Origin of the sequence: Cupriavidus sp. 30B13, assembly GCF_049059565.2 — a bacterium.
Lineage (GTDB): Bacteria > Pseudomonadota > Gammaproteobacteria > Burkholderiales > Burkholderiaceae > Cupriavidus.
The window spans coordinates 2,843,600-2,861,636 of record NZ_CP188224.1 but is presented as its reverse complement, the minus strand read 5'-3'; the positions used below and the strand labels follow the sequence as shown (position 1 = coordinate 2,861,636).

The following is an 18,037-nucleotide window of genomic DNA, read 5'->3' as shown; positions in this document are numbered from 1 at the left end:
GCCCGGGCTAGGGCTGGCCGGCGGCCGGCATCGCGCTGATATATGGCGCATCGGTCAGCGTGCGCAGGAACGCCGTGATGTCGTCGATCTCCGCTTCCGTCAGCGCGGGCGCGGCGCCCGCGCGCCGGTTCATCGGCATGGAGTTGATGTTGACGTTGCCGCGGTAGGCGGCGGGCACGTCGTCGAAGGGCTTGCCGCCGCGGTACCACTTGCCCGGGTCGGTCGAGCGCGTGTTGTAGAACGCCACCGCGTCGCGCAGCGTGGTGAACACGCCGTTGTGCATGAAGCTCTGGCGTACCGCCACGTTGCGCAGGCCGGGCGTGCGCAGGTAGCCGCACCATTGCGCCGGCTCGGGCCAGCGCAGGCGGCGCGCGGTGTCGCACAGGCCGTTGTCGAAATGCTTCGGGTCGCGGTTGGCGGGCAGCGCGCGGTTGCGCGGCACGGCGATGGCGTCGTAGCCGAAGTCCGTGAACAGGGAGCGCTCGGGCCGGCTGGCGGTGTCCGCCAGCGTGTGGCAGCTCATGCAGTTGCCCTTGTCCGGGTTCTTGAACAGCGCCAGGCCGCGCGTTTCCTGCGGCGACAGCGGCGTGCGCCGGCGCAGGTAATCGTCGAAGCGCGAGCTGAACGGCGCCATCTCGTCGCTTTGCAGGTAGGCCTCCAGCGCGCGGCCCAGCGCCACCATCATCTGCTCGGGATCGCGCTGTGCCGCCGGGCCGAAGTGCGCGGCCAGCGCGGGCGCCAGCTCGGTGCCCCTGACCTTGCGCAGCAGGCTGGCCGGCGTGCCGTTGTTCATCTCCCCGGGATCGAGCAGCGGGCCGCGCACCTGTTCGGCCAGCGTATCGGCGCGGCCGTCGGCGAACAGGCCGCCGAACGGCGAGGCGTAGGGCGCGTCGTCGTCCTGGTAGAAGTGCCGGCGCGGGACGTAACGCACGTACAGCAGCGAGGGCGCGTTGCGCAGGCTGAAGTGCCCGGGCCGGCTGCCCTGCGGCACGTGCGGCCCCGCCAGCGCGGCGGGCGAGAGCGTGGGCGCGAACGCGCGCGCGGGGTCGTGGCAGCCGGCGCAGGACATGCCGCGCGGCTCCGACAGGCGGGTGTCGAAGAAAATGCGCTTGCCGAGCGCGGCGAGCGCCGGATCGGGGCGGAACACGGCGGCGGTCGGGTCGACCTTGGCGGACACCTTGGGCGTGCCGCTGCCGATGGTGTCCACCACCACCGCCGGCGGCGCGCCCGGCGTCAGCACGGCACCTGCTGCGAGGGCGAGGGCGGGCGCGGCGGCCCCCAGGCACGCGGCCAGAACGGCAAAGCGGGCGGCGGGAACCGGTGCCGTCACGGCGTCAGGAAGCCCGTCTTGTCGCAGGCCAGCGTGGTGCCGGTCTGCGTGCAGGTGGCCATCAGCTTGCCGGCCACGCTGTAGGCCTTGAAGGTCCAGCCGGTGGCGGGCGCCGGGCTGCGCTCCATCATCAGGAAGCCGAAGCTGTTGTGATGGGTGATCTTGTCGATGGTGGTGCCCGGCGCGGGCACGGCGCCCGGCGTGAGCGGATCGGGCAGGGCCACGTCCAGGTTGTCGCCGCCGTTGCCGGACACGATGGTGGCCGGGTGGTTGGAAGCGAAGCTGATGGCCTGGAAGTCATGCACGTGGCCGTGCAGCGCCACCTGGATGCCCGGCGGGTAGTAGGCCTGGGCATTGAGGTTGCTCATCACCGACTGCAGCGCGAGGTTGCCCGGCGCCGGCGCGTTGCCCGCCACCGGGGCGAAGCCGAGCACCGGATGGTGGTTGGTGAACATGGTGTTGACCATGCCCGGCTTGCTGGCCAGCCAGCCCACGGTCTGGAACTGCTTCTGGTAGGCGATGAACTGCGGGTCGTTGGTCGGCAGCGCGGTCTTGCCGGCACGGGCCGAGTCGAACACGATGACCTGCGAGTCGGCGCCCAGCGCCACGGTGTAGGGCTCGGAGTAGTTGGCGTTGTTGTCGTTGGCCGGGTCGTTGCACGAGCGGGCCTCGGTGTACGGGCGCGGGTCGAGGAAGCGGAACCAGCCCTGGCCGGCGCGCGCGCACTCCTCATGGTTGCCGCGCACCATCACCCACGGCGCCTTGGCCATCAGCGCGGCGGCGGGCTTGAACAGGTCGGCCTGCCAGGTATCCCAGCCATAGCCCCACGGCGTGCCCTGGCAGCCGGCCACATCCGGCGGGCACAGGTTCTCGCGGTAGTGGTAGTCGCCGATATGCAGCACCAGGTCCGGGTTCATGGCGGCGGCGTTCGCCGCGAGCGTGGCGAACGGCCATGCGGTGGTGTCGCTGCACGGCTGGTAGACGTTGTCGGCCTTCTTCAGGCGGCAGCCGGTATCGGCCAGCACCAGCACGCGCTGGGGACTGGCCTTGGGCAGCGGCAGGGTCTGGCCTGCCACGCTGGCGGCAGCGGCGCCGGCCGGCAAGGTGGCTTCGCACGCCGAGACCGGGAAATCCGAGGGCTTGGAATCGGCCGGGGCGCTGGCGGTGGTGCGCAGCGGCATGGTGCCGGCGCCCACGCGCAGCGCCATGCGCTGCTGCACGCCGTCCACGGTCAGCAGCGGGCACACGGTGTTGGAGGGCGGGGCACTGCCGGCGGTGGCCGGCGCCACATAGCTGGTGATCACGCGGGCGATGGCCTGGTTGCCGTCGCCGATCTCGACCCATGCGGCCTGGATGTTGGCGGTGGCGCTGGCGGCGTCGCCGGCCGGGGCGACCGGCGTGGCGGGCGTGGCGGGGGCGGCCGGCGCGGCGGCCGCGTCCGGGTTGTCGCTGCCGCAGCCATGCAGCACCGCCGCGGCGGCCAGCACGGCCAGCATGGCGGCCATGCCGAGGCGCGCGTGGCGGTTCTTCTTGTGAGTGCCCATTCTTATCTCCCTGTTAGTGGCGAGCGCGACTATAGGGACGGGATATTGCGCAGGGATGACGCTTATGTGTCAGCGTGGCCGGTGGTTGTCCGGGACGCGCCGGCCCGCGCCCGGCCGCGCTTTTTTGGCGGGCTCGGCTGGTGCTGGCCGATTCCAGCCGGTTCCGGCTGGTGCCGGCCGGCCTCGGCCGCGGCGATCCGCAGGTCGCGCGGCAACGCCGCCAGCGCGGCCTGAAAGAACCGCCGCTCGGCCGGGCGCAGCTTGCCCAGCAGGTTGGCCAGCCGCTCCACGGCAGCGAAGGCGGCCGGCGTGGCGCCATGCTCGAAGGCCTCGAACCAGCTCGCTTCGAGCAGCAGGTTGGCCAGTTGCAGGGCGCCGTAGCGCACGTGGCCGCCGTCATGCTCCTCCAGCGCGAAGCCGGCCAGCGACGACCAGCTGATGAAGCCCTTGGCGCGCGCGAAGGGCGCGTGGAACGGGCGCAGCGCATCCACCGCGTCTTCGAGCAGCAGGGGCCGCTGCGCGCGGAAGGCCGCAAGCGCGCCGCCGCCGTCCTGCCGGCAGTTGCCGCGCGCGATGCGCAGCAGGAAGATGATGTTCCATGCCGAGCCGCCGCCCACGCCGAAGCGGTCGCAGATCCATTCCGACAAGCCCAGCCAGCGTACCGCCTGGCGCTGCACCTGCCCGGCCGACCACGCGCGCGCGGGATCGATCAGCGCATGGTTCCAGAACAGCCACAGGCATAGGCCGAGATTGGCCGCGACGTGCTGGGCGGCATCCACGGAATCGGCCTCGTAGGCGGCCTGCAGCGCGCCGGAAAAGTCCTCCAGCGCAGCCTCCGCCGCCTGCCGCGCCGTCAGCGGCTGGGCCGCCATGTCGCGGATCGCCACGGTCTTGTGGATCAGCGCGCGCAGGTTGAGCGTTTCGAAGCGCACGCGCGGGTTGTAGCGCACCACCGGCTGCAGCGCGGGATCGGCGGCCAGGCTTTCCAGTTCCGCCTGGGCGGCCTCCATGCGGTTGCCCGCGTACCGCTCCCAGGCGCGCACCACGCGCGCCATCGCGGCGAAGGTAGGCAGCGCGATGTCCACCGCGCCGGCGCCGACGATGCGGTCGAAACGCCGCAGCGCCGCGCGGCTGCGCGCGAGGTCGTCGCCGCGCCGCCAGGCCAGGCTTTCCTTGAGCAGGGCAAAGGCTTGCTGGAAGTCGTCGGTGGCGCAGCGCTGCGCGGCGCGCAGGGCCTGCGTCACGCCGTTGGCCTCGGCGCTGCCGGGAGCGTTGGCAACGCCATCCTGCATGCCGCGCATGGCTTGGGTGAGGTGGTTCCAGTAGCTGACGTCGCGCATCACGTAGCCCGCGGCGGGATCTTCCGCCCCCGGCGCCGCGCCGCGCGCCGAGGGCCCCGCGGCGGCGGCCTGTCCCACGAAGCGTGCCAATGCCGCCTCGCCGGCGGCGCGGCCGTCCAGCGTGAAGCGCAGCCGCTTGCAGGCGGACGCCTCGATCCAGAACGGCCCGCGGCTGCGCCGCGCCGGGTTGAGGCTGCCGCCGGCGCGGTCCGGTCCCCATCCCACCGCCACGCCCCAGCGCGCGAAATCCGCGAATGCGCGCGACACCAGCATGCGGATATTGGCCGCGTCGGGAAAGCGCGCCTGCAACTGCGCCGCGGTCAGCGCGCCGCCGCGGCGCGCGGCCAGGCAGACCGCCGCCAGCAGCCACAGGCTCTGGTAGCGCGCGGGTTTGCCGCCCACGCGGTACGGGGCGGACAGATCGATGGCGAGGACGGTCTGGCGCATGCGGTCGGGAGGAAACGGGAAACGCGAACTAGAAACGTGGACGGAAACGTGGACGGAAGCGCGGACGGAAACGTGGACGAAAACGGCCGTGAATGGTGCCACGCAAAACGCCGCGGCAGGCTCCATGTTACGCAAGTTACGGTGCGCGCCCTTGGCGCTGCCGTGCCGTGCTCCTATGCTGCGCTTCGTACGCCGGGCCCGGGCGTCATCCCCGACCAGAACACGACCAGAACACGAGATGAACACAACACGACGGAGAACATCTTGAAGCGATTCGCAATCCTCGCTGCGCTGGGCGCGGCGCTGGCCATTCCCGCGGCCCGGGCGGAAGTGACGTGCACCGTGATGGCCGACGCCGCCACCGGCAAGCTGCTGGTGCAGGAAGGCAACTGCGGCCAGCGCGTCACTCCCGCATCCACGTTCAAGCTGCCCATCAGCCTGATGGGTTTCGATGCCGGGCTGCTGGTGGACGCGCACGCCCCGGCCATGCCTTACCGCGCCGAATACGGCGATGCCAACCCCGCGCGCCAGGTCACCACCGACCCCGCCGGCTGGATGAAGAACTCGATCGTCTGGTACTCGCAGCAGGTCACGCGGCAACTCGGCGAGACCCGCTTCCGGCACTACGTCGACGCCTTCCGGTACGGCAACCGCGACATCTCCGGCAACCCCGGCCAGCATGACGGCCTGACCCGCGCCTGGCTCAGCGCATCGCTGCAGATCTCGCCGCTGGAACAGGTCGCTTTCCTGCGCAAGGTGGTCAGGCGCGAACTGCCGGTCAGCGCGCGGGCGTACGACATGACCCGCCAGATCACCGCGCTCGGCACGCTGCCCAACGGCTGGGCCGTGCACGGCAAGACCGGCACCGGCGCCCCGCGGCTGGCCGACGGCAGCGAGGACTGGGACCACGCGTATGGCTGGTTCGTCGGCTGGGCAGAGCGGGCAGGCCGCAGCGTGGTCTTCGCCCGCCTGATCCAGGACACCAGGAAAGAGGCGGAGTATTCCGGCCCGCGCGCCCGCGCGGCCTTCATGAGGGAGCTGCCGGCCAGGCTCGACGCCATCGCGGCGGCCCCGGAGAAGGCGGCCGCCGGCGTCGGCACGTCCGCCGTCGACATGCCCGCCGCGCCGCTCGACGCCGGCCCGCTGTTCCGCCAGGCCGGCGCCGAAGGCACGCTGCTGGTCTACGACGTGCGGCGCGACAAGCTGCTGGCCTACAACCCCGCGCGCGCCCGCGCCGCTTACCCGCCCGCGTCCACCTTCAAGATCTTCAATTCGCTGATCGGCCTGGAGACCGGCGCCGTGAAGGACGTGGACAGCGACAAGCTGCCGTGGGACGGCCACGTCTACACGATCGGCGGCAAGGCCATCCTGCCCGAGGTCTGCAACGGCGACGTGCCGCTGCGCACCGCCTTCCCGAACTCCTGCGTGCCGGCCTACCAGGCGCTGGCGCGCCGCGTCGGGCCGGCGCCGTACCGGCATTACCTGGCCGCGGCCGGCTACGGCAACCAGGACCTGAGCGGCCCGGTCGACGCGTTCTGGCTGACCGGCAAGCTGCGCATCACCGCCTACCAGCAGATCGATTTCCTGCGCCAGGTAGCGGCCCGCACGCTGCCGTTCTCGCCGCGCACCTATGCCGAAGCCCTCGACATCATGGTGACCGAGCGCACTCCGGCCTATACCTTGCGCGCCAAGACCGGCTGGGCCGGCGCCGCGCAGCCCGAGGTGGGCTGGTGGGTGGGCTGGGTCGAGCGCGGCGGCGACACCTACGTGTTCGCCATGAACCTGGATCTCACGCGGCCCGAACTGGGCCGGGCGCGCATGGAGATCACGCGCGCGGTGCTCGGTCAGCTCGGCGTGCTGTAGCCCGGGGCGGACTGCCTACCGCCCCAGCTGCCCCAGCAGCATTCCCACCGCCGCAAGGCTGTTGTCGAGCAGCCGCCCCATATAGGCGCTCATCTGCGGCATCACCAGCATCATCATCAGGAAGCCGCCGGCCAGCGTGACCGGAAAGCCGACCGCGAAGATCGACAGCTGCGGCGAGGCGCGGTTGAGGATGCCCATGGCCAGGTTGAGCGTGAGCAGCGCGGCGATCAGCGGCAGCGCCAGCAGCAGGCCGGAGGAGAACACGCTGGCGCCGGCGGCCGCCACCGCGCCCCAGCCCGCGCCGGACAGCGGCTGGGGCGAGATGGGCAGCGCGGCGAAGCTGTCGGCGAGCGTGGCCAGCAGCATCAGGTGGCCGTCCATGGCCAGGAACATCAGCATGGCGACCACGTTGAGGAAGCGGCCCAGCACCATGGTCTGGCCGCCCGAGGAGCGGTCGTAGAACGAGGCGAACGACAGGCCCATCTGCAGGCCGATGGTTTCGCCGGCGTACTGCACGGCGGCGAAGGCCAGCCGCATGGTGAAGCCCACCGCCAGCCCGATGCCGACCTCGTTGAGGATGATCAGCAGGCCTTCGAAGGAATACACCGGCGCCAGCGGCAGCTTGTCGATGGTGGGGGAGATGATGACCGCCATCAGCGCGGCCAGCGCGACCTTGGCGCGGCGCGGGATGGTGGATTCGCCGAACAGGGGCGCGGTGCCGATCAGCGCCAGCAGCCGGAACAGCGGCCACAGGAAGGCGGCGATCCAGGCGTAGAGCTGGGCGGAGGTGACGGACAGCACGGCAGGCGGGCGCGATGCGGGGGGGATGCGGGGAAGATGCGGGCGGGGCGCTACGCCCGCATCAATGCACCAGGGCGGGAATGCCCTGGAAGACTTCGCGCATGTAGTCGACGAAGGTGTTGATCATCCACGGGCCGGCCAGCACCATGGTGGCGAACAGGGCCAGCAGCTTGGGGATGAACGACAGCGTCATTTCGTTGATCTGCGTGGCGGCCTGGAACAGGCTCACCACCAGGCCGGCCACCAACGCCACCAGCAGCAGGGGCGCGGCCAGCATCAGGGTCATCTTCATCGCCTGGGTGGCGATGCTCATTACGGTTTCCGGCGTCATGGCGGAGCGGTCTCGGTGGGGACGCGCCGGGCGCGTCCGGTGTTCAGTTCAGGAAACTCTGCGCCAGCGAGCCCAGCAGCAGTTGCCAGCCGTCCACCAGCACGAACAGCATCAGCTTGAACGGCAGCGAGATGGTGGCCGGCGGCACCATCATCATGCCCATGGCCATCAGCACGCTGGCGACCACCAGGTCGATGATGAGGAACGGGATGAAGACCGTAAAGCCGATCTGGAACGCGGTCTTGAGCTCGCTGGTGACGAAGGCCGGCACCAGGATGCGCATCTGCACGTCTTCCGGGCCCTGCATCTCGGGCGCCTTGGCCATCTGCGCGAACAGCGCCAGGTCCTTCTCGCGGGTCTGCTTGAGCATGAAGGCCTTGAGCGGCACGGCGGCTTTCTCGGCGGCGTCTTCCAGGCTGATCTTGTTCTCGGTCAGCGGCTTGTAGGCGTCGGTGTAGACGCGGTCGAACACCGGCGACATGACGAAGAAGGTCAGGAACAGCGACAGCCCCACCAGCACCTGGTTGGGCGGCGAGGTGGCCGTGCCCAGCGCGTTGCGCAGCAGGCCCAGCACGATGATGATGCGGGTGAAGCCGGTCATCATCAGCATGGCCGCCGGCAGGAACGACAGCGAGGTCAGCAGGACCAGCGTCTGCACCGACAGCGACCAGGTCTGGCTGCCGCCGGGGCCGGCCCGGCTGGTCAGCCCCGGCAGCGCCTGGGCCTGCGCCATGGCGGGCAGGAGCACCAGCGCCAGGCAGGCGCCGGCCAGCACGGCCGCGAAGGCGAGCCGCGACGGCTGGCCGGCGCAGGCGCGCAGGGCCTGCAGCCGGCCTTGCAGCCGCTGCTGGAAAACGCGCCGCGAGGCGCCGGGCAGGAAATTCATGACTTCAGGTTGTGTTGCATGGCGCGCAGCAGCTTCTGGCCGAAGCTGCCGTTGCCCGCCGGATTGGCCGGGCCGTCCGGTTCCTGGCCCGGCTGGCGGGCTTGCGCGGGCAGGGTATGGAGCGTGCGGATCTCGCCGGCGCTGACGCCCAGCACCAGGCAGGTGTCGCCGACCTCCACCATCACCAGGCGCTGGCGCGGGCCGAGCATGGTGCTGCCGACGACTTTCATGGCGCCGCCCTGGCCGTGGCGGACCAGTCCGGCGCGTCGCGCCAGCCAGGCCAGCAGCAGGATCAGGGCGATGACGGCGAACAGGCCGAGGCCGGCCTGCGCCATGCTGGCCGCCCCGCTGGGGCCGACGTGGCCGGCGGCGGTATTGGCTGTATTGGCCGCGGTGGCCGCGGTGCTGACGGCAACGCCCGGGGCCGGACTGCCGGCGGCCGCGCTGGCTTGCGCGGCCGCCGGCGCAGCCTGCGCCAGCGCCAGGCCGGCCACAAGCCCGGCAATGGCCATCCGGCGCAGGCTGGAGATCATCGGTTGAGCTTCCGGATGCGTTCGGACGGCGTGATGATGTCGGTCAGGCGGATGCCGAACTTGTCGTTGACCACCACCACTTCGCCCTGGGCGATCAGGTAGCCGTTGACCAGCACGTCCATCGGCTCGCCGGCCAGGCCGTCGAGCTCCACCACCGAGCCCTGCGCGAGCTGCAGCAGGGTCTTGATGGGCACCTTGGTGCGGCCGAGTTCCACCGTGAGCTGCACGGGGATATCGAGGATCATCTCGATATCGTTGTGGAAGCCGGTCGGCGCCTCCTTCTCCAGCGGCTGGAAGACCTTGGACGCGGCCGGCGTCGCGGCTGCGGTGGCGGCTGCGACTGCCGGTGCCGGCACGGCAGTCGCGGCGAGATCCTCGGCGCTGGTCTGCTCTGCCAGGGCGCTGGCCCAGTCGTCCATCGGGTCGGCCGGCTTGTCGTCTTTGCCGTCAGTCATGGTCGGTTTCCTTGTTGGAATCGCTTTCTTGGTGATTGATCATCCGTTCTACCCGCAGCGCGTACTGGCCGTTCATGGTGCCGAAGCCGCACTGCATCACGGGCACGCCATCGACCTTGCCGAACACCTGCTCGGGCAGCTCGATGGGGAGTACATCGCCGGCGCGCAGCGACAGCACTTCGGCCACGGTGCTTTCCAGGTGGGCGAATTCGGCCACCAGTTCCACCTCGGCCGAGCGGATCTGCTGCGACAGCTGGGAAATCCAGCGCTTGTCCACTTCGACCTCGTCCTGCAGCGGGTTCATCAGCAGGTCGCGCACCGGCTCGATCATCGAGTAGGGGAAGCAGACATGGAGCTGGCCGCCGACGGCGCCCAGCTCGATATGGAATGCCGTGGTCACCACCACCTCGCTGAGCATGGCGATGTTGGCAAACTTGGTGTGCATTTCCGAGCGGACGTATTCCAGCTCGATCGGGTGCACCGCGTTCCAGGCGTTGCCGTAGCTGTTGAGCGCGAGGTCCAGCAGGCGGCGGATGATGCGCTGCTCGGTCTGGGTGAAGTCGCGCCCTTCCACGCGGGTGTGGAAGCGCCCGTCGCCGCCGAACAGGTTGTCGACCACCAGGAACACCAGGTTGGGGTCGAACACGAACAGTGCCGTGCCGCGCAGCGGCTTCATGTGCACCAGGTTCAGGTTGGTCGGCACCGGCAGGTTGCGCACGAAGTCGCCGTACTTCTCGATGCGGATCGAGCCGACCGAGATGTCGGCGCCGCGGCGGATGAAGTTGAACAGCGCGGTGCGCAGCTGGCGGGCGAAGCGCTCGTTGATGATTTCGAGCGTGTGCAGCCGGCCGCGCACGATGCGCTCCTGCGTGGCCAGGTTGTACGGGCGCACGCCGTCCTCGGCGACCGGCGCGGAGACCTCGGGCAGATCGGCTTCGCCCGACACACCCTTCAGTAATTCGTCTACCTCGTCCTGCGAGAGGAACTTGTCGTAGGCCATCTAGTGTCCTGCCCCGTGAGTGCCGTGTTGAATGAAAGCGACCATGTGCCGATCAGCCCGCGCGCTGGCGTTGGCGCGCGTGCTGTTGTACGGGCAAGGCAGGCAGGGACGGATTCATGTCGGATTTGCTGGTGGGGCAGGGCACGTGCTTACTGCACCACGAAGGATGTGAATAGGACGTCGACGACCTGCTGCGCCGGCAGATTGGAGGCGAACGGCTGGTTGACGGCGCGCTGGATTTCCTGCGCCAGCCGGCGCTTGCCTTCCACCGTCGCCAGGTCGGGCGGCTGCTTGGCCGACAGCAGCAGCAGGATGCGGCTGCGGACTTCCGGCAGGTACTCGGTGATGCGCGCCTGGTCCTTCGCGTCCGCCACCTTGAGCGACAGTCCGGTGTGCAGGAAACGGTCGCCGTCGTCGCTCTTGAGGTTGACGGTGAACGGTTCCAGCGGCACGAAGATCGGCGGCGGCACAACCGGAGCCGCGGGTACCTGCGGCTGGCGGTTGCTCAGGATGTTGCCCAGAAAGAAGCCCCCGGCACCCAGCGCCGCGACGATCACGACGCCGAGAACCAGCAGCAGTCGCCCGCGCTTGCTCTTGTTGCCGTCAGCCTGGGAAGAAGTGAGCGTAGTCGCCATGAGATGCCTGTATCGGAATGCCCTGCCATTCTTGGGTGAAGACAGGGCAAGCAAAGGGCCGAAAAAAAGGGTGAAACCCGCTCAGCTTGGCCATTTGAGCCAAGCGGGTGCGTCATCCGGTCAATGGGATGGTCTTACAGGGGGTTAACGAATGGCGTGCACGGAACTTGAGCCGGAACTTTGACGAAGATCCGCGCCCGGGGCCGTGGAGCAGGCCGCAGCCGGGGCCGGCGCGGCCGCCGGGCGCCGGCCCGCGCGGGCTGGCCCGCGTGGCGCATGCGTGGCGCGCCGCCGCGCCGCGCCGCCGCGCGCGCGGCTAACTGCTTGATTCCATTGGCGCGGGCGGCTCGGCCGGGGCGCCGAAGCTATGGCGGTACTGCTGCGGCGACACGCCGAGCCGGCGGCGGAATACCGCGCGCATGTGATGCGGATCGCGGAAACCGCATTCGTAGGAGACGGTCTTGAGCGGCACCGCGCTGCGCTCGAGCATGACCCGCGCGGCGTCCAGGCGGGCGCTTTCCACGAATTCGGCCGGGGTGACCCGGGCATCGCGGGCGAAGATGCGCGAGAAGTTGCGGCTGCTCATCCTGGCCACCGCCGCCAGCTTGTCGAGGGCGAGGTCCTCGGTGAGGTGAGCCAGCACATACTGCTGGACCTGCGCCACCGGCGACGCCGCCTCCACCAGCGGGGTCAGGTACGGGCTGAACTGCGACTGGCCGCCGGCGCGCCGGATGAACACCACCAGCCGCTTGGCCACGTTGAGCGCCACTTCCTCGCCGTGGTCTTGCGCCAGCAGGTATAGCGAGAGATCGATGCCCGCGGTCACGCCGGCCGAGGTGTAGAGGTTGCCGTCCTGCGCGTAGATGCGGTCCGCCTCCACGTTGGCGGCGGGGCAGCGCGCGGCCAGCGCGGCCACGTCGTTCCAGTGGGTGGTGACGGTGCGCCCGTCGAGCAGCCCCGCGCCGGCCAGCAGGAAGGCGCCGTTGCAGATCGAGCCGAAGCGCCCGGCGCGCCGGCTGGCCTCGCGCAGCCACCCGTACAGCGCGGCGGGAAAGGCGCGCCCGGGCAGCGTCGGGCCGCCTGCCACCAGCAGCAGGTCCGGGACGGCGCCGCCGGCCCCGGCCTCGGCGAAATGCCGCTGCGGATGCAGCACCATGCCGTTGGAACAGGCCACGGGGCCGGGTTCGGTGCCGATGAGCTCGAGCCGGTAGTGGTCCTCTGGCAGCAGGAAGCGGTTGGCCTCGGCGAACACGTCGAGCGGGCCGCTCACGTCCAGCGCTTGCACGCCGGGAAAGACGAGGATGGCGACGGATCGGTTCATGGGCGGGCCGGATCGGGGAGGCAATGGCCGCCATGTTAGCCGGGCGGCGCCGCGGCCGCGCGCCTGCCCGGCCCCGCGCGGGCCGCGCTGGCACGAAAACGCCGCCATTTGGCGCCAGGGCGCCGCCGGCGGCGGCGCGGCCCGGCCGGCGGCTCGCCATACTGGTTCGTACCCGGCGCCGCAGACGGCGCGCGCCACCTGACCTGGAGAACCCCCATGACAATGACCGATGTTGCCGCCGCCGAACGCGTCGGCCCCGCCTTTTCCGTCGACGGCATGCTGCTGGCCCGCGACAAGACGCGCCACGCCATCGGCGAGATCGCCGCGCGCGTGGCGCCCGGCATGGTCGAGGAAGACGCCGTGGCGATGGCCCGCTCGGTGCTGCTCGACGCCGGCCTCGCGCTGAGCTGGCACCCCGTGCGCGTGCGCTTCGGCGGCAACACCATCAAGCCGATGAAGCAGGCCTCGGTGCCCGGCGTGGTGCTGCAGGAAAACGACATCTTCTTCATCGACATCGCCCCGCGCGTGGACGCCTGGGAGGGCGACGGCGGCGCCAGCTTCACGGTGGGCCACAACGCCGCGTACGCCCGCTGCGCGCGCGACGCGCAGGCGCTCTTCCATGACGTGCGCGCGGTCTGGAGCAAGGAAGGCCTGACCGGCCACGCCCTCTACGAGTACGCCGACAGGACCGCGCGCAAGATGGGCTGGGAGCTGAATTTCGACCTGCCCGGCCACCGCGTGTCGGACTTCCCGCATGCCACCATCTACACCGGCTCGCTGGCCGACCTCGACATCTGCCCGTCGGCCATGCGCTGGATCCTGGAGATCCACCTGCGCGACCCGCAGCACCGCTTCGGCGCCTTCTTCGAGGACATGCTGCTGGGCGACGCATACTACGGCTGAGCGGCCGCGGCGGCGCCGCGCGGCGGGGATTGCCCGAGCAATTTGGTCAAGGTCTCTTGTTGCGGATTTTCGACGGCTGGGAAGGCCAAGTCATTGTTTTCAATGTGATTGTGTGATTCAACTCTTATATAAGATATAAGACATTTGACCTCCGGCGCACTTCACTTTACAATCACGGCACAACAACGCCCTCCCAACCCCTATTACCCCGCAGGATCCCATGCTTGATACCTATCGCGCCCATGTTGCCGAACGCGCCGCGCTTGGCATTCCCCCTCTGCCGCTGACCGCGAAGCAAACTGCGGAGCTGATCGAACTCCTGAAGAACCCGCCCGCCGGCGAAGCGCAGTTCCTGGTCGACCTGATCACCAACCGCGTGCCGGCCGGCGTGGACGACGCCGCCAAGGTCAAGGCCTCGTACCTGGCCGCCGTGGCGCTGGGCAAGGAAGCCTGCCCGCTGATCACCCGCGCGCGCGCCACCGAGCTGCTGGGCACCATGCTGGGCGGCTACAACATCTCGCCGCTGATCGAGCTGCTCGACGATGCCGAAGTCGGCACCGTGGCCGCCGCCGCGCTGAAGAAGACCCTGCTGATGTTCGACGCCTTCCACGACGTCAAGGAAAAGGCCGACAAGGGCAACGCCAACGCCAAGTCCGTGCTGCAAAGCTGGGCCGACGCCGAATGGTTCACCAGCCGCCCCGAAGTGCCGCAAAGCCTGACCGTGACCGTGTTCAAGGTCTCGGGCGAAACCAACACCGACGACCTCTCGCCGGCCCCCGACGCCACCACCCGCCCGGACATCCCGCTGCACGCGCTGGCCATGCTGAAGAACGCGCGCCCCGGCATCACCCCGGAAGAGGACGGCAAGCGCGGCCCGGTCAAGTTCATCGAGTCGCTCAAGGAAAAGGGCAACCTGGTCGCCTACGTGGGCGACGTGGTCGGCACCGGCTCCAGCCGCAAGTCCGCCACCAACTCGGTGCTGTGGTTCACCGGCGAAGACATCCCGTTCGTGCCGAACAAGCGTTTCGGCGGCGTGTGCCTGGGCAGCAAGATCGCCCCGATCTTCTACAACACCATGGAAGACGCCGGCGCGCTGCCGATCGAGCTGGACGTGTCCAGGATGGAAATGGGCGACGTGGTCGAGCTGCGCCCCTATGAAGGCAAGGCCCTGAAGAACGGCGAAGTCATCGCCGAATTCCAGGTCAAGTCCGACGTGCTGTTCGACGAAGTGCGCGCCGGCGGCCGCATTCCCCTGATCGTCGGCCGCGGCCTGACCGCCAAGGCCCGCGAAGCGCTCGGACTGGCCCCGTCCACGCTGTTCCGCCTGCCGCAGAACCCGGCCGATACCGGCAAGGGCTTCACGCTCGCGCAAAAGATGGTCGGCCGCGCCTGCGGCCTGCCCGAAGGCCAGGGCGTGCGCCCGGGCACCTACTGCGAACCGAAGATGACCTCGGTGGGCTCGCAGGACACCACCGGCCCGATGACCCGCGACGAGCTGAAGGACCTGGCCTGCCTGGGCTTCTCGGCCGACCTGGTGATGCAGTCGTTCTGCCACACCGCCGCCTATCCGAAGCCGGTCGACGTCAAGACCCACCACACGCTGCCCCAGTTCATCAGCACGCGCGGCGGCATCTCGCTGCGCCCCGGCGACGGCGTGATCCACTCGTGGCTCAACCGCATGCTGCTGCCCGACACCGTCGGCACCGGCGGCGACTCGCACACCCGCTTCCCGATCGGCATCAGCTTCCCGGCAGGCTCGGGCCTGGTGGCCTTCGCCGCCGCCACCGGCGTGATGCCGCTGGACATGCCGGAATCGGTGCTGGTGCGCTTCAAGGGCAAGATGCAGCCCGGCGTGACCCTGCGCGACCTGGTCAACGCGATCCCGCTGTACGCCATCAAGTCGGGCGAGCTGACCGTGGCCAAGCAAGGCAAGAAGAACATCTTCTCCGGCCGCATCCTGGAAATCGAAGGCCTGCCCGACCTGAAGGTGGAGCAAGCGTTCGAACTGTCCGACGCCTCGGCCGAGCGTTCGGCCGCCGGCTGCACGGTGCGCCTGAACAAGGAACCGATCATCGAGTACATCAACAGCAACATCACGCTGCTGAAGTGGATGATCGCCGAAGGCTACGCCGATGCGCGCAGCCTGCAGCGCCGCATCAAGGCCATGGAAGCCTGGCTGGCCGACCCGCAACTGCTGCAGCCGGACGCCGACGCCGAGTACGCCTCGGTCATCGAGATCGACCTGGCCGACGTGCACGAGCCCATCGTGGCCTGCCCGAACGACCCGGACGACGTCAAGACCTTGTCCGACGTGGCCGGCGCCAAGATCGACGAAGTGTTCATCGGTTCGTGCATGACCAACATCGGCCACTTCCGCGCAGCCTCCAAGCTGCTCGAAGGCAAGCGCGACATTCCGGTCAAGCTGTGGGTCGCCCCGCCGACCAAGATGGACGCCAAGCAACTGACCGAGGAAGGCCACTACGGCGTGTTCGGCACCGCCGGCGCCCGCACCGAAATGCCGGGCTGCTCGCTGTGCATGGGCAATCAGGCACAAGTGCGCGAAGGCGCCACGGTGATGTCGACCAGCACCCGCAACTTCCCCAACCGCCTGGGCAAGAACACCAACGTGTACCTGGGCTCGGCCGAACTGGCCGCCATCTGCTCGCGCCTGGGCCGCATCCCGACCAAGGAAGAGTACATGGCCGACATGGGCGTGCTGAACGCCAACGGCGACAAGATCTACAAGTACATGAACTTCGACCAGATCGAAGACTTCAAGGAAGTGGCGGACACGGTGTCGATGTAAGGCACACGACCGGCGGGGATGTTCTTCCCCTCTCCCATTGCATGGGAGAGGGAAGCAAGACCGCCGGCAATGTGGACTTTGTCCGGCATCAGGCCCCTCCCGGGGCCTTTCTTTTTGCCCGTCCCACGCTCACGCCCCTGACCGCATCATGGCCCGCCTCAAGCTCGAATTCCCCGAAGACCAGTACTACTACAGCACCCACCTCACGGTGCGCGTGACGGACATCAACAGCGCCAACCACCTCGGCAACGACTCGATGATCTCGATGATCTCCGAGGCGCGCGCGCGTTTCCTGTTCGACCTGCGCAGCGGCGACGGCGAGGCGGCCGAGACCGAGCAGGTCGGCACCATCGTCACCGACCTCGCCACCACCTACCGCAACGAAGCCCACGCGCGCGACCAGCTCCTGTTCGAGGTGGGCGTGATGGACTTCAACCGCTACGGCGGCGACATCACCTTCCGCATCACGCGCCCGAGCGACGGCGCGCTGATCGCGCTGGCCAAATCCGGTTTCGTCTTCTTCAGCTATGCGCGCAAGGAAGTGATGCCGATGCCGGCCTCGTTCGCCAGCAAGTTTCCCAGGGTCAACTGGGTCGACCGCGAAGTCGACCGCGCCTGAGCGGCGCGCCGCCCGTAACGGCGGGGCAGCCGGCAAGGCGAGCGCCTACAAACCGTAGAACGGCCGGTTGGCCTCGATGCGGGCGCGCTCGGACTCGGGGAATTGCCGCTCGGCCAGCAGCTTGCGCAGCGCGGCCCGGCCCTGGTCGAGCGCGCCGATGTAGTAAGCGCTGACCACGAGCTCGTCGAGCGCGCGCCAGGCGTAGACCGAGGTGTCGACGAACAGCGAGTCGGGCGGGACCGCCAGCGCGGCGGCCTGCTGCGCATAGAGATGCGCCAGCGCGAACTCGCCGCGCAGGCGGTGCCAGCGGGCCAGCTCGCACAGCGGCTCGGCGCGCGTGGGGCGCGCCTGGTAGGCGGCCAGGTAGGCATCGCGCACGGCGCCGGCGGCGGCCGTCGCATCGCTGGCGGCCAGCCGCTCGGTCAGCGCGCCGATCTGGAACAGCGCGAACCAGCGCTCCTCGTCCCATCCCGCCAGCTCCGCGCGAGCGCGGTACTGCGCCAGGCTGGCCTCCACGTTCCCCGCGTCGCGATAGCTCTGCGCCAGGTAGAAGCGGTAGCGCGGGTTGGCCGGCTCCTTCTGCAGGGCGCGCTCCAGCACTTCGATGTCGCGCAGGTACGTGTGCGGGTCGCGCGCTCGCGCGCCGTCGCGCGACACCACGATGGCCGGCCCTTCCAGGTGCTGCCACGCGTGGGGCACGTCCTGCGTCAGGTATTCGTGCAGCACGCCTTCCCAGCGCCACGGCTGCGTGCCGCTGACCAGCGCGTTGCGCTGGTAGCGCCACCCGCCCAGCTCGCACAGGAAGCGGTAGCCGTCGGCGCCCAGCGCGGGCCAGCGGAAACCGGGCGGCACGCGCAGCGTCTCGTCGGCATCGATGAACAGCACGTAGTCGCCGGGGCGGGCGCCGGCGCGCGCCAGGGCCAGCGCTTCATTGCGGTTGTGGGCAAAGTCCACCCACGGCCGCTCGTGCAGCTCGCCGGGCAGGCCGTCCATGCAGGCGCGCACCAGCTCCTGGGTGCCATCGGTGGAGCCGGTATCGACGATCGCCCAGCGGTCGATCCATGGCTTGACCGAGGCGAGGCAGCGCGCGATCACGGGTGCCTCGTTCTTCACGATCATGTTCAGGCAGATGCGGCTCAATTCGGATGTCCTGTCGGGATGGGCGGGGGTATGCCTGCGGGCGGCGCGAGCAGCATACGCGCAGTCATGCGTTTTCGGCAATG

16 protein-coding genes and 1 pseudogene are annotated in these 18,037 nt (G+C 69.7%); 5 read left to right on the top strand and 12 right to left on the bottom strand.

All coding sequences use genetic code 11. The features are described from left to right. Positions 1-7 precede the first annotated feature (7 nt). The 3 genes from ACKI2N_RS31850 to ACKI2N_RS31840 all read right to left on the bottom strand — a co-directional run bounded on the left by ACKI2N_RS31850 (position 8) and on the right by ACKI2N_RS31840 (position 4,661). On the bottom strand, positions 8-1,330 hold the full coding sequence (locus tag ACKI2N_RS31850) for a cytochrome-c peroxidase (RefSeq protein WP_420998340.1): 1,323 nt from the start codon (positions 1,328-1,330) through the stop codon (positions 8-10). After that, entirely contained in the window at positions 1,327-2,874 is a 1,548-nt protein-coding gene (locus ACKI2N_RS31845) for a metallophosphoesterase (RefSeq protein WP_420998341.1), read from the bottom strand. The genes ACKI2N_RS31850 and ACKI2N_RS31845 overlap by 4 nt, the downstream gene beginning before the upstream one ends. A 62-nt stretch (positions 2,875-2,936) precedes the next feature. Continuing rightward, on the bottom strand, positions 2,937-4,661 hold the full coding sequence (locus ACKI2N_RS31840; RefSeq protein WP_420998342.1) for a hypothetical protein: 1,725 nt from the start codon (positions 4,659-4,661) through the stop codon (positions 2,937-2,939). A 264-nt stretch (positions 4,662-4,925) separates the two neighbouring features. Between ACKI2N_RS31840 and blaOXA (ACKI2N_RS31835) the strand changes: the two are divergent. Both blaOXA (ACKI2N_RS31835) and blaOXA (ACKI2N_RS31830) read left to right on the top strand, forming a co-directional pair. Further along, a pseudogene (blaOXA, locus tag ACKI2N_RS31835) lies at positions 4,926-5,720 on the top strand (class D beta-lactamase); the annotation flags it as partial. After that, positions 5,700-6,524 (top strand): OXA-1206 family carbapenem-hydrolyzing class D beta-lactamase, encoded by an 825-nt coding sequence (blaOXA, locus tag ACKI2N_RS31830; RefSeq protein WP_426990956.1) that lies wholly within the window; start codon positions 5,700-5,702, stop codon positions 6,522-6,524. The pseudogene blaOXA (ACKI2N_RS31835) and the gene blaOXA (ACKI2N_RS31830), both read left to right, overlap by 21 nt. Before the next feature lie 15 nt (positions 6,525-6,539). Here blaOXA (ACKI2N_RS31830) and fliR read toward each other — a convergent pair whose 3' ends face one another. From fliR to ACKI2N_RS31790, 8 genes are all read right to left on the bottom strand, one after another. Further along, positions 6,540-7,325 (bottom strand): flagellar biosynthetic protein FliR, encoded by a 786-nt coding sequence (gene fliR / locus ACKI2N_RS31825; protein WP_420998343.1) that lies wholly within the window; start codon positions 7,323-7,325, stop codon positions 6,540-6,542. 61 nt (positions 7,326-7,386) lie between these two features. Then, positions 7,387-7,656 (bottom strand): flagellar biosynthesis protein FliQ, encoded by a 270-nt coding sequence (fliQ, locus tag ACKI2N_RS31820; protein WP_029043347.1) that lies wholly within the window; start codon positions 7,654-7,656, stop codon positions 7,387-7,389. A gap of 43 nt (positions 7,657-7,699) precedes the next feature. Beyond that, positions 7,700-8,389, bottom strand: coding sequence for a flagellar type III secretion system pore protein FliP (fliP, locus tag ACKI2N_RS31815; protein ID WP_420998352.1), 690 nt, complete (start codon positions 8,387-8,389; stop codon positions 7,700-7,702). A gap of 149 nt (positions 8,390-8,538) precedes the next feature. Continuing rightward, positions 8,539-9,075: a flagellar biosynthetic protein FliO gene (gene fliO, locus ACKI2N_RS31810; protein WP_420998344.1), complete on the bottom strand. Its 537-nt coding sequence runs from the start codon at positions 9,073-9,075 to the stop codon at positions 8,539-8,541. After that, positions 9,072-9,530 (bottom strand): flagellar motor switch protein FliN, encoded by a 459-nt coding sequence (gene fliN / locus ACKI2N_RS31805; RefSeq protein ID WP_420998345.1) that lies wholly within the window; start codon positions 9,528-9,530, stop codon positions 9,072-9,074. The genes fliO and fliN overlap by 4 nt, the downstream gene beginning before the upstream one ends. After that, positions 9,523-10,530 carry a flagellar motor switch protein FliM gene (fliM, locus tag ACKI2N_RS31800; protein WP_420998346.1) on the bottom strand — a complete coding sequence of 336 codons (1,008 nt, stop codon included), beginning with the start codon at positions 10,528-10,530 and terminating at the stop codon, positions 9,523-9,525. Before fliM ends, fliN begins: the two co-directional genes overlap by 8 nt. Positions 10,531-10,679: 149 nt before the next feature. Further along, positions 10,680-11,165 carry a flagellar basal body-associated protein FliL gene (gene fliL / locus ACKI2N_RS31795; RefSeq protein WP_420998348.1) on the bottom strand — a complete coding sequence of 162 codons (486 nt, stop codon included), beginning with the start codon at positions 11,163-11,165 and terminating at the stop codon, positions 10,680-10,682. 316 nt (positions 11,166-11,481) lie between these two features. Next, positions 11,482-12,486 (bottom strand): GlxA family transcriptional regulator, encoded by a 1,005-nt coding sequence (locus ACKI2N_RS31790; protein WP_420998354.1) that lies wholly within the window; start codon positions 12,484-12,486, stop codon positions 11,482-11,484. A gap of 216 nt (positions 12,487-12,702) precedes the next feature. On the opposite strand from ACKI2N_RS31790, the gene ACKI2N_RS31785 reads away from it, so the two are divergent. The 3 genes from ACKI2N_RS31785 to ACKI2N_RS31775 all read left to right on the top strand — a co-directional run bounded on the left by ACKI2N_RS31785 (position 12,703) and on the right by ACKI2N_RS31775 (position 16,814). Then, complete coding sequence (locus ACKI2N_RS31785) at positions 12,703-13,389, top strand: M24 family metallopeptidase (protein ID WP_420998355.1); 687 nt, start codon at positions 12,703-12,705, stop codon at positions 13,387-13,389. Between the two features lie 220 nt (positions 13,390-13,609). After that, positions 13,610-16,195 carry a bifunctional aconitate hydratase 2/2-methylisocitrate dehydratase gene (gene acnB / locus ACKI2N_RS31780; RefSeq protein ID WP_420998358.1) on the top strand — a complete coding sequence of 862 codons (2,586 nt, stop codon included), beginning with the start codon at positions 13,610-13,612 and terminating at the stop codon, positions 16,193-16,195. Positions 16,196-16,343: 148 nt separating this feature from the next. Beyond that, complete coding sequence (locus ACKI2N_RS31775) at positions 16,344-16,814, top strand: thioesterase family protein (RefSeq protein ID WP_420998360.1); 471 nt, start codon at positions 16,344-16,346, stop codon at positions 16,812-16,814. A 45-nt stretch (positions 16,815-16,859) separates the two neighbouring features. Here the strand turns inward: ACKI2N_RS31775 and ACKI2N_RS31770 are convergent, their stop codons facing one another. Continuing rightward, a complete protein-coding gene (locus tag ACKI2N_RS31770) occupies positions 16,860-17,954 on the bottom strand; it encodes a glycosyltransferase (RefSeq protein WP_420998361.1) in 1,095 nt (364 codons plus the stop codon). Positions 17,955-18,037: the final 83 nt, after the last annotated feature.

Coding starts and splice junctions, on each gene's coding strand:
- ACKI2N_RS31785 (WP_420998355.1), top strand. CDS start 12,703: ATGACAATGACCGATGTTGCCGCCGCCGAACGCGTCGGCCCCGCCTTT.
- fliO (WP_420998344.1), bottom strand. CDS start 9,075: ATGATCTCCAGCCTGCGCCGGATGGCCATTGCCGGGCTTGTGGCCGGC.
- ACKI2N_RS31775 (WP_420998360.1), top strand. CDS start 16,344: ATGGCCCGCCTCAAGCTCGAATTCCCCGAAGACCAGTACTACTACAGC.
- acnB (WP_420998358.1), top strand. CDS start 13,610: ATGCTTGATACCTATCGCGCCCATGTTGCCGAACGCGCCGCGCTTGGC.
- ACKI2N_RS31790 (WP_420998354.1), bottom strand. CDS start 12,486: ATGAACCGATCCGTCGCCATCCTCGTCTTTCCCGGCGTGCAAGCGCTG.
- fliM (WP_420998346.1), bottom strand. CDS start 10,530: ATGGCCTACGACAAGTTCCTCTCGCAGGACGAGGTAGACGAATTACTG.
- fliN (WP_420998345.1), bottom strand. CDS start 9,530: ATGACTGACGGCAAAGACGACAAGCCGGCCGACCCGATGGACGACTGG.
- fliQ (WP_029043347.1), bottom strand. CDS start 7,656: ATGACGCCGGAAACCGTAATGAGCATCGCCACCCAGGCGATGAAGATG.
- ACKI2N_RS31840 (WP_420998342.1), bottom strand. CDS start 4,661: ATGCGCCAGACCGTCCTCGCCATCGATCTGTCCGCCCCGTACCGCGTG.
- fliP (WP_420998352.1), bottom strand. CDS start 8,389: ATGGCGCAGGCCCAGGCGCTGCCGGGGCTGACCAGCCGGGCCGGCCCC.
- fliL (WP_420998348.1), bottom strand. CDS start 11,165: ATGGCGACTACGCTCACTTCTTCCCAGGCTGACGGCAACAAGAGCAAG.
- ACKI2N_RS31845 (WP_420998341.1), bottom strand. CDS start 2,874: ATGGGCACTCACAAGAAGAACCGCCACGCGCGCCTCGGCATGGCCGCC.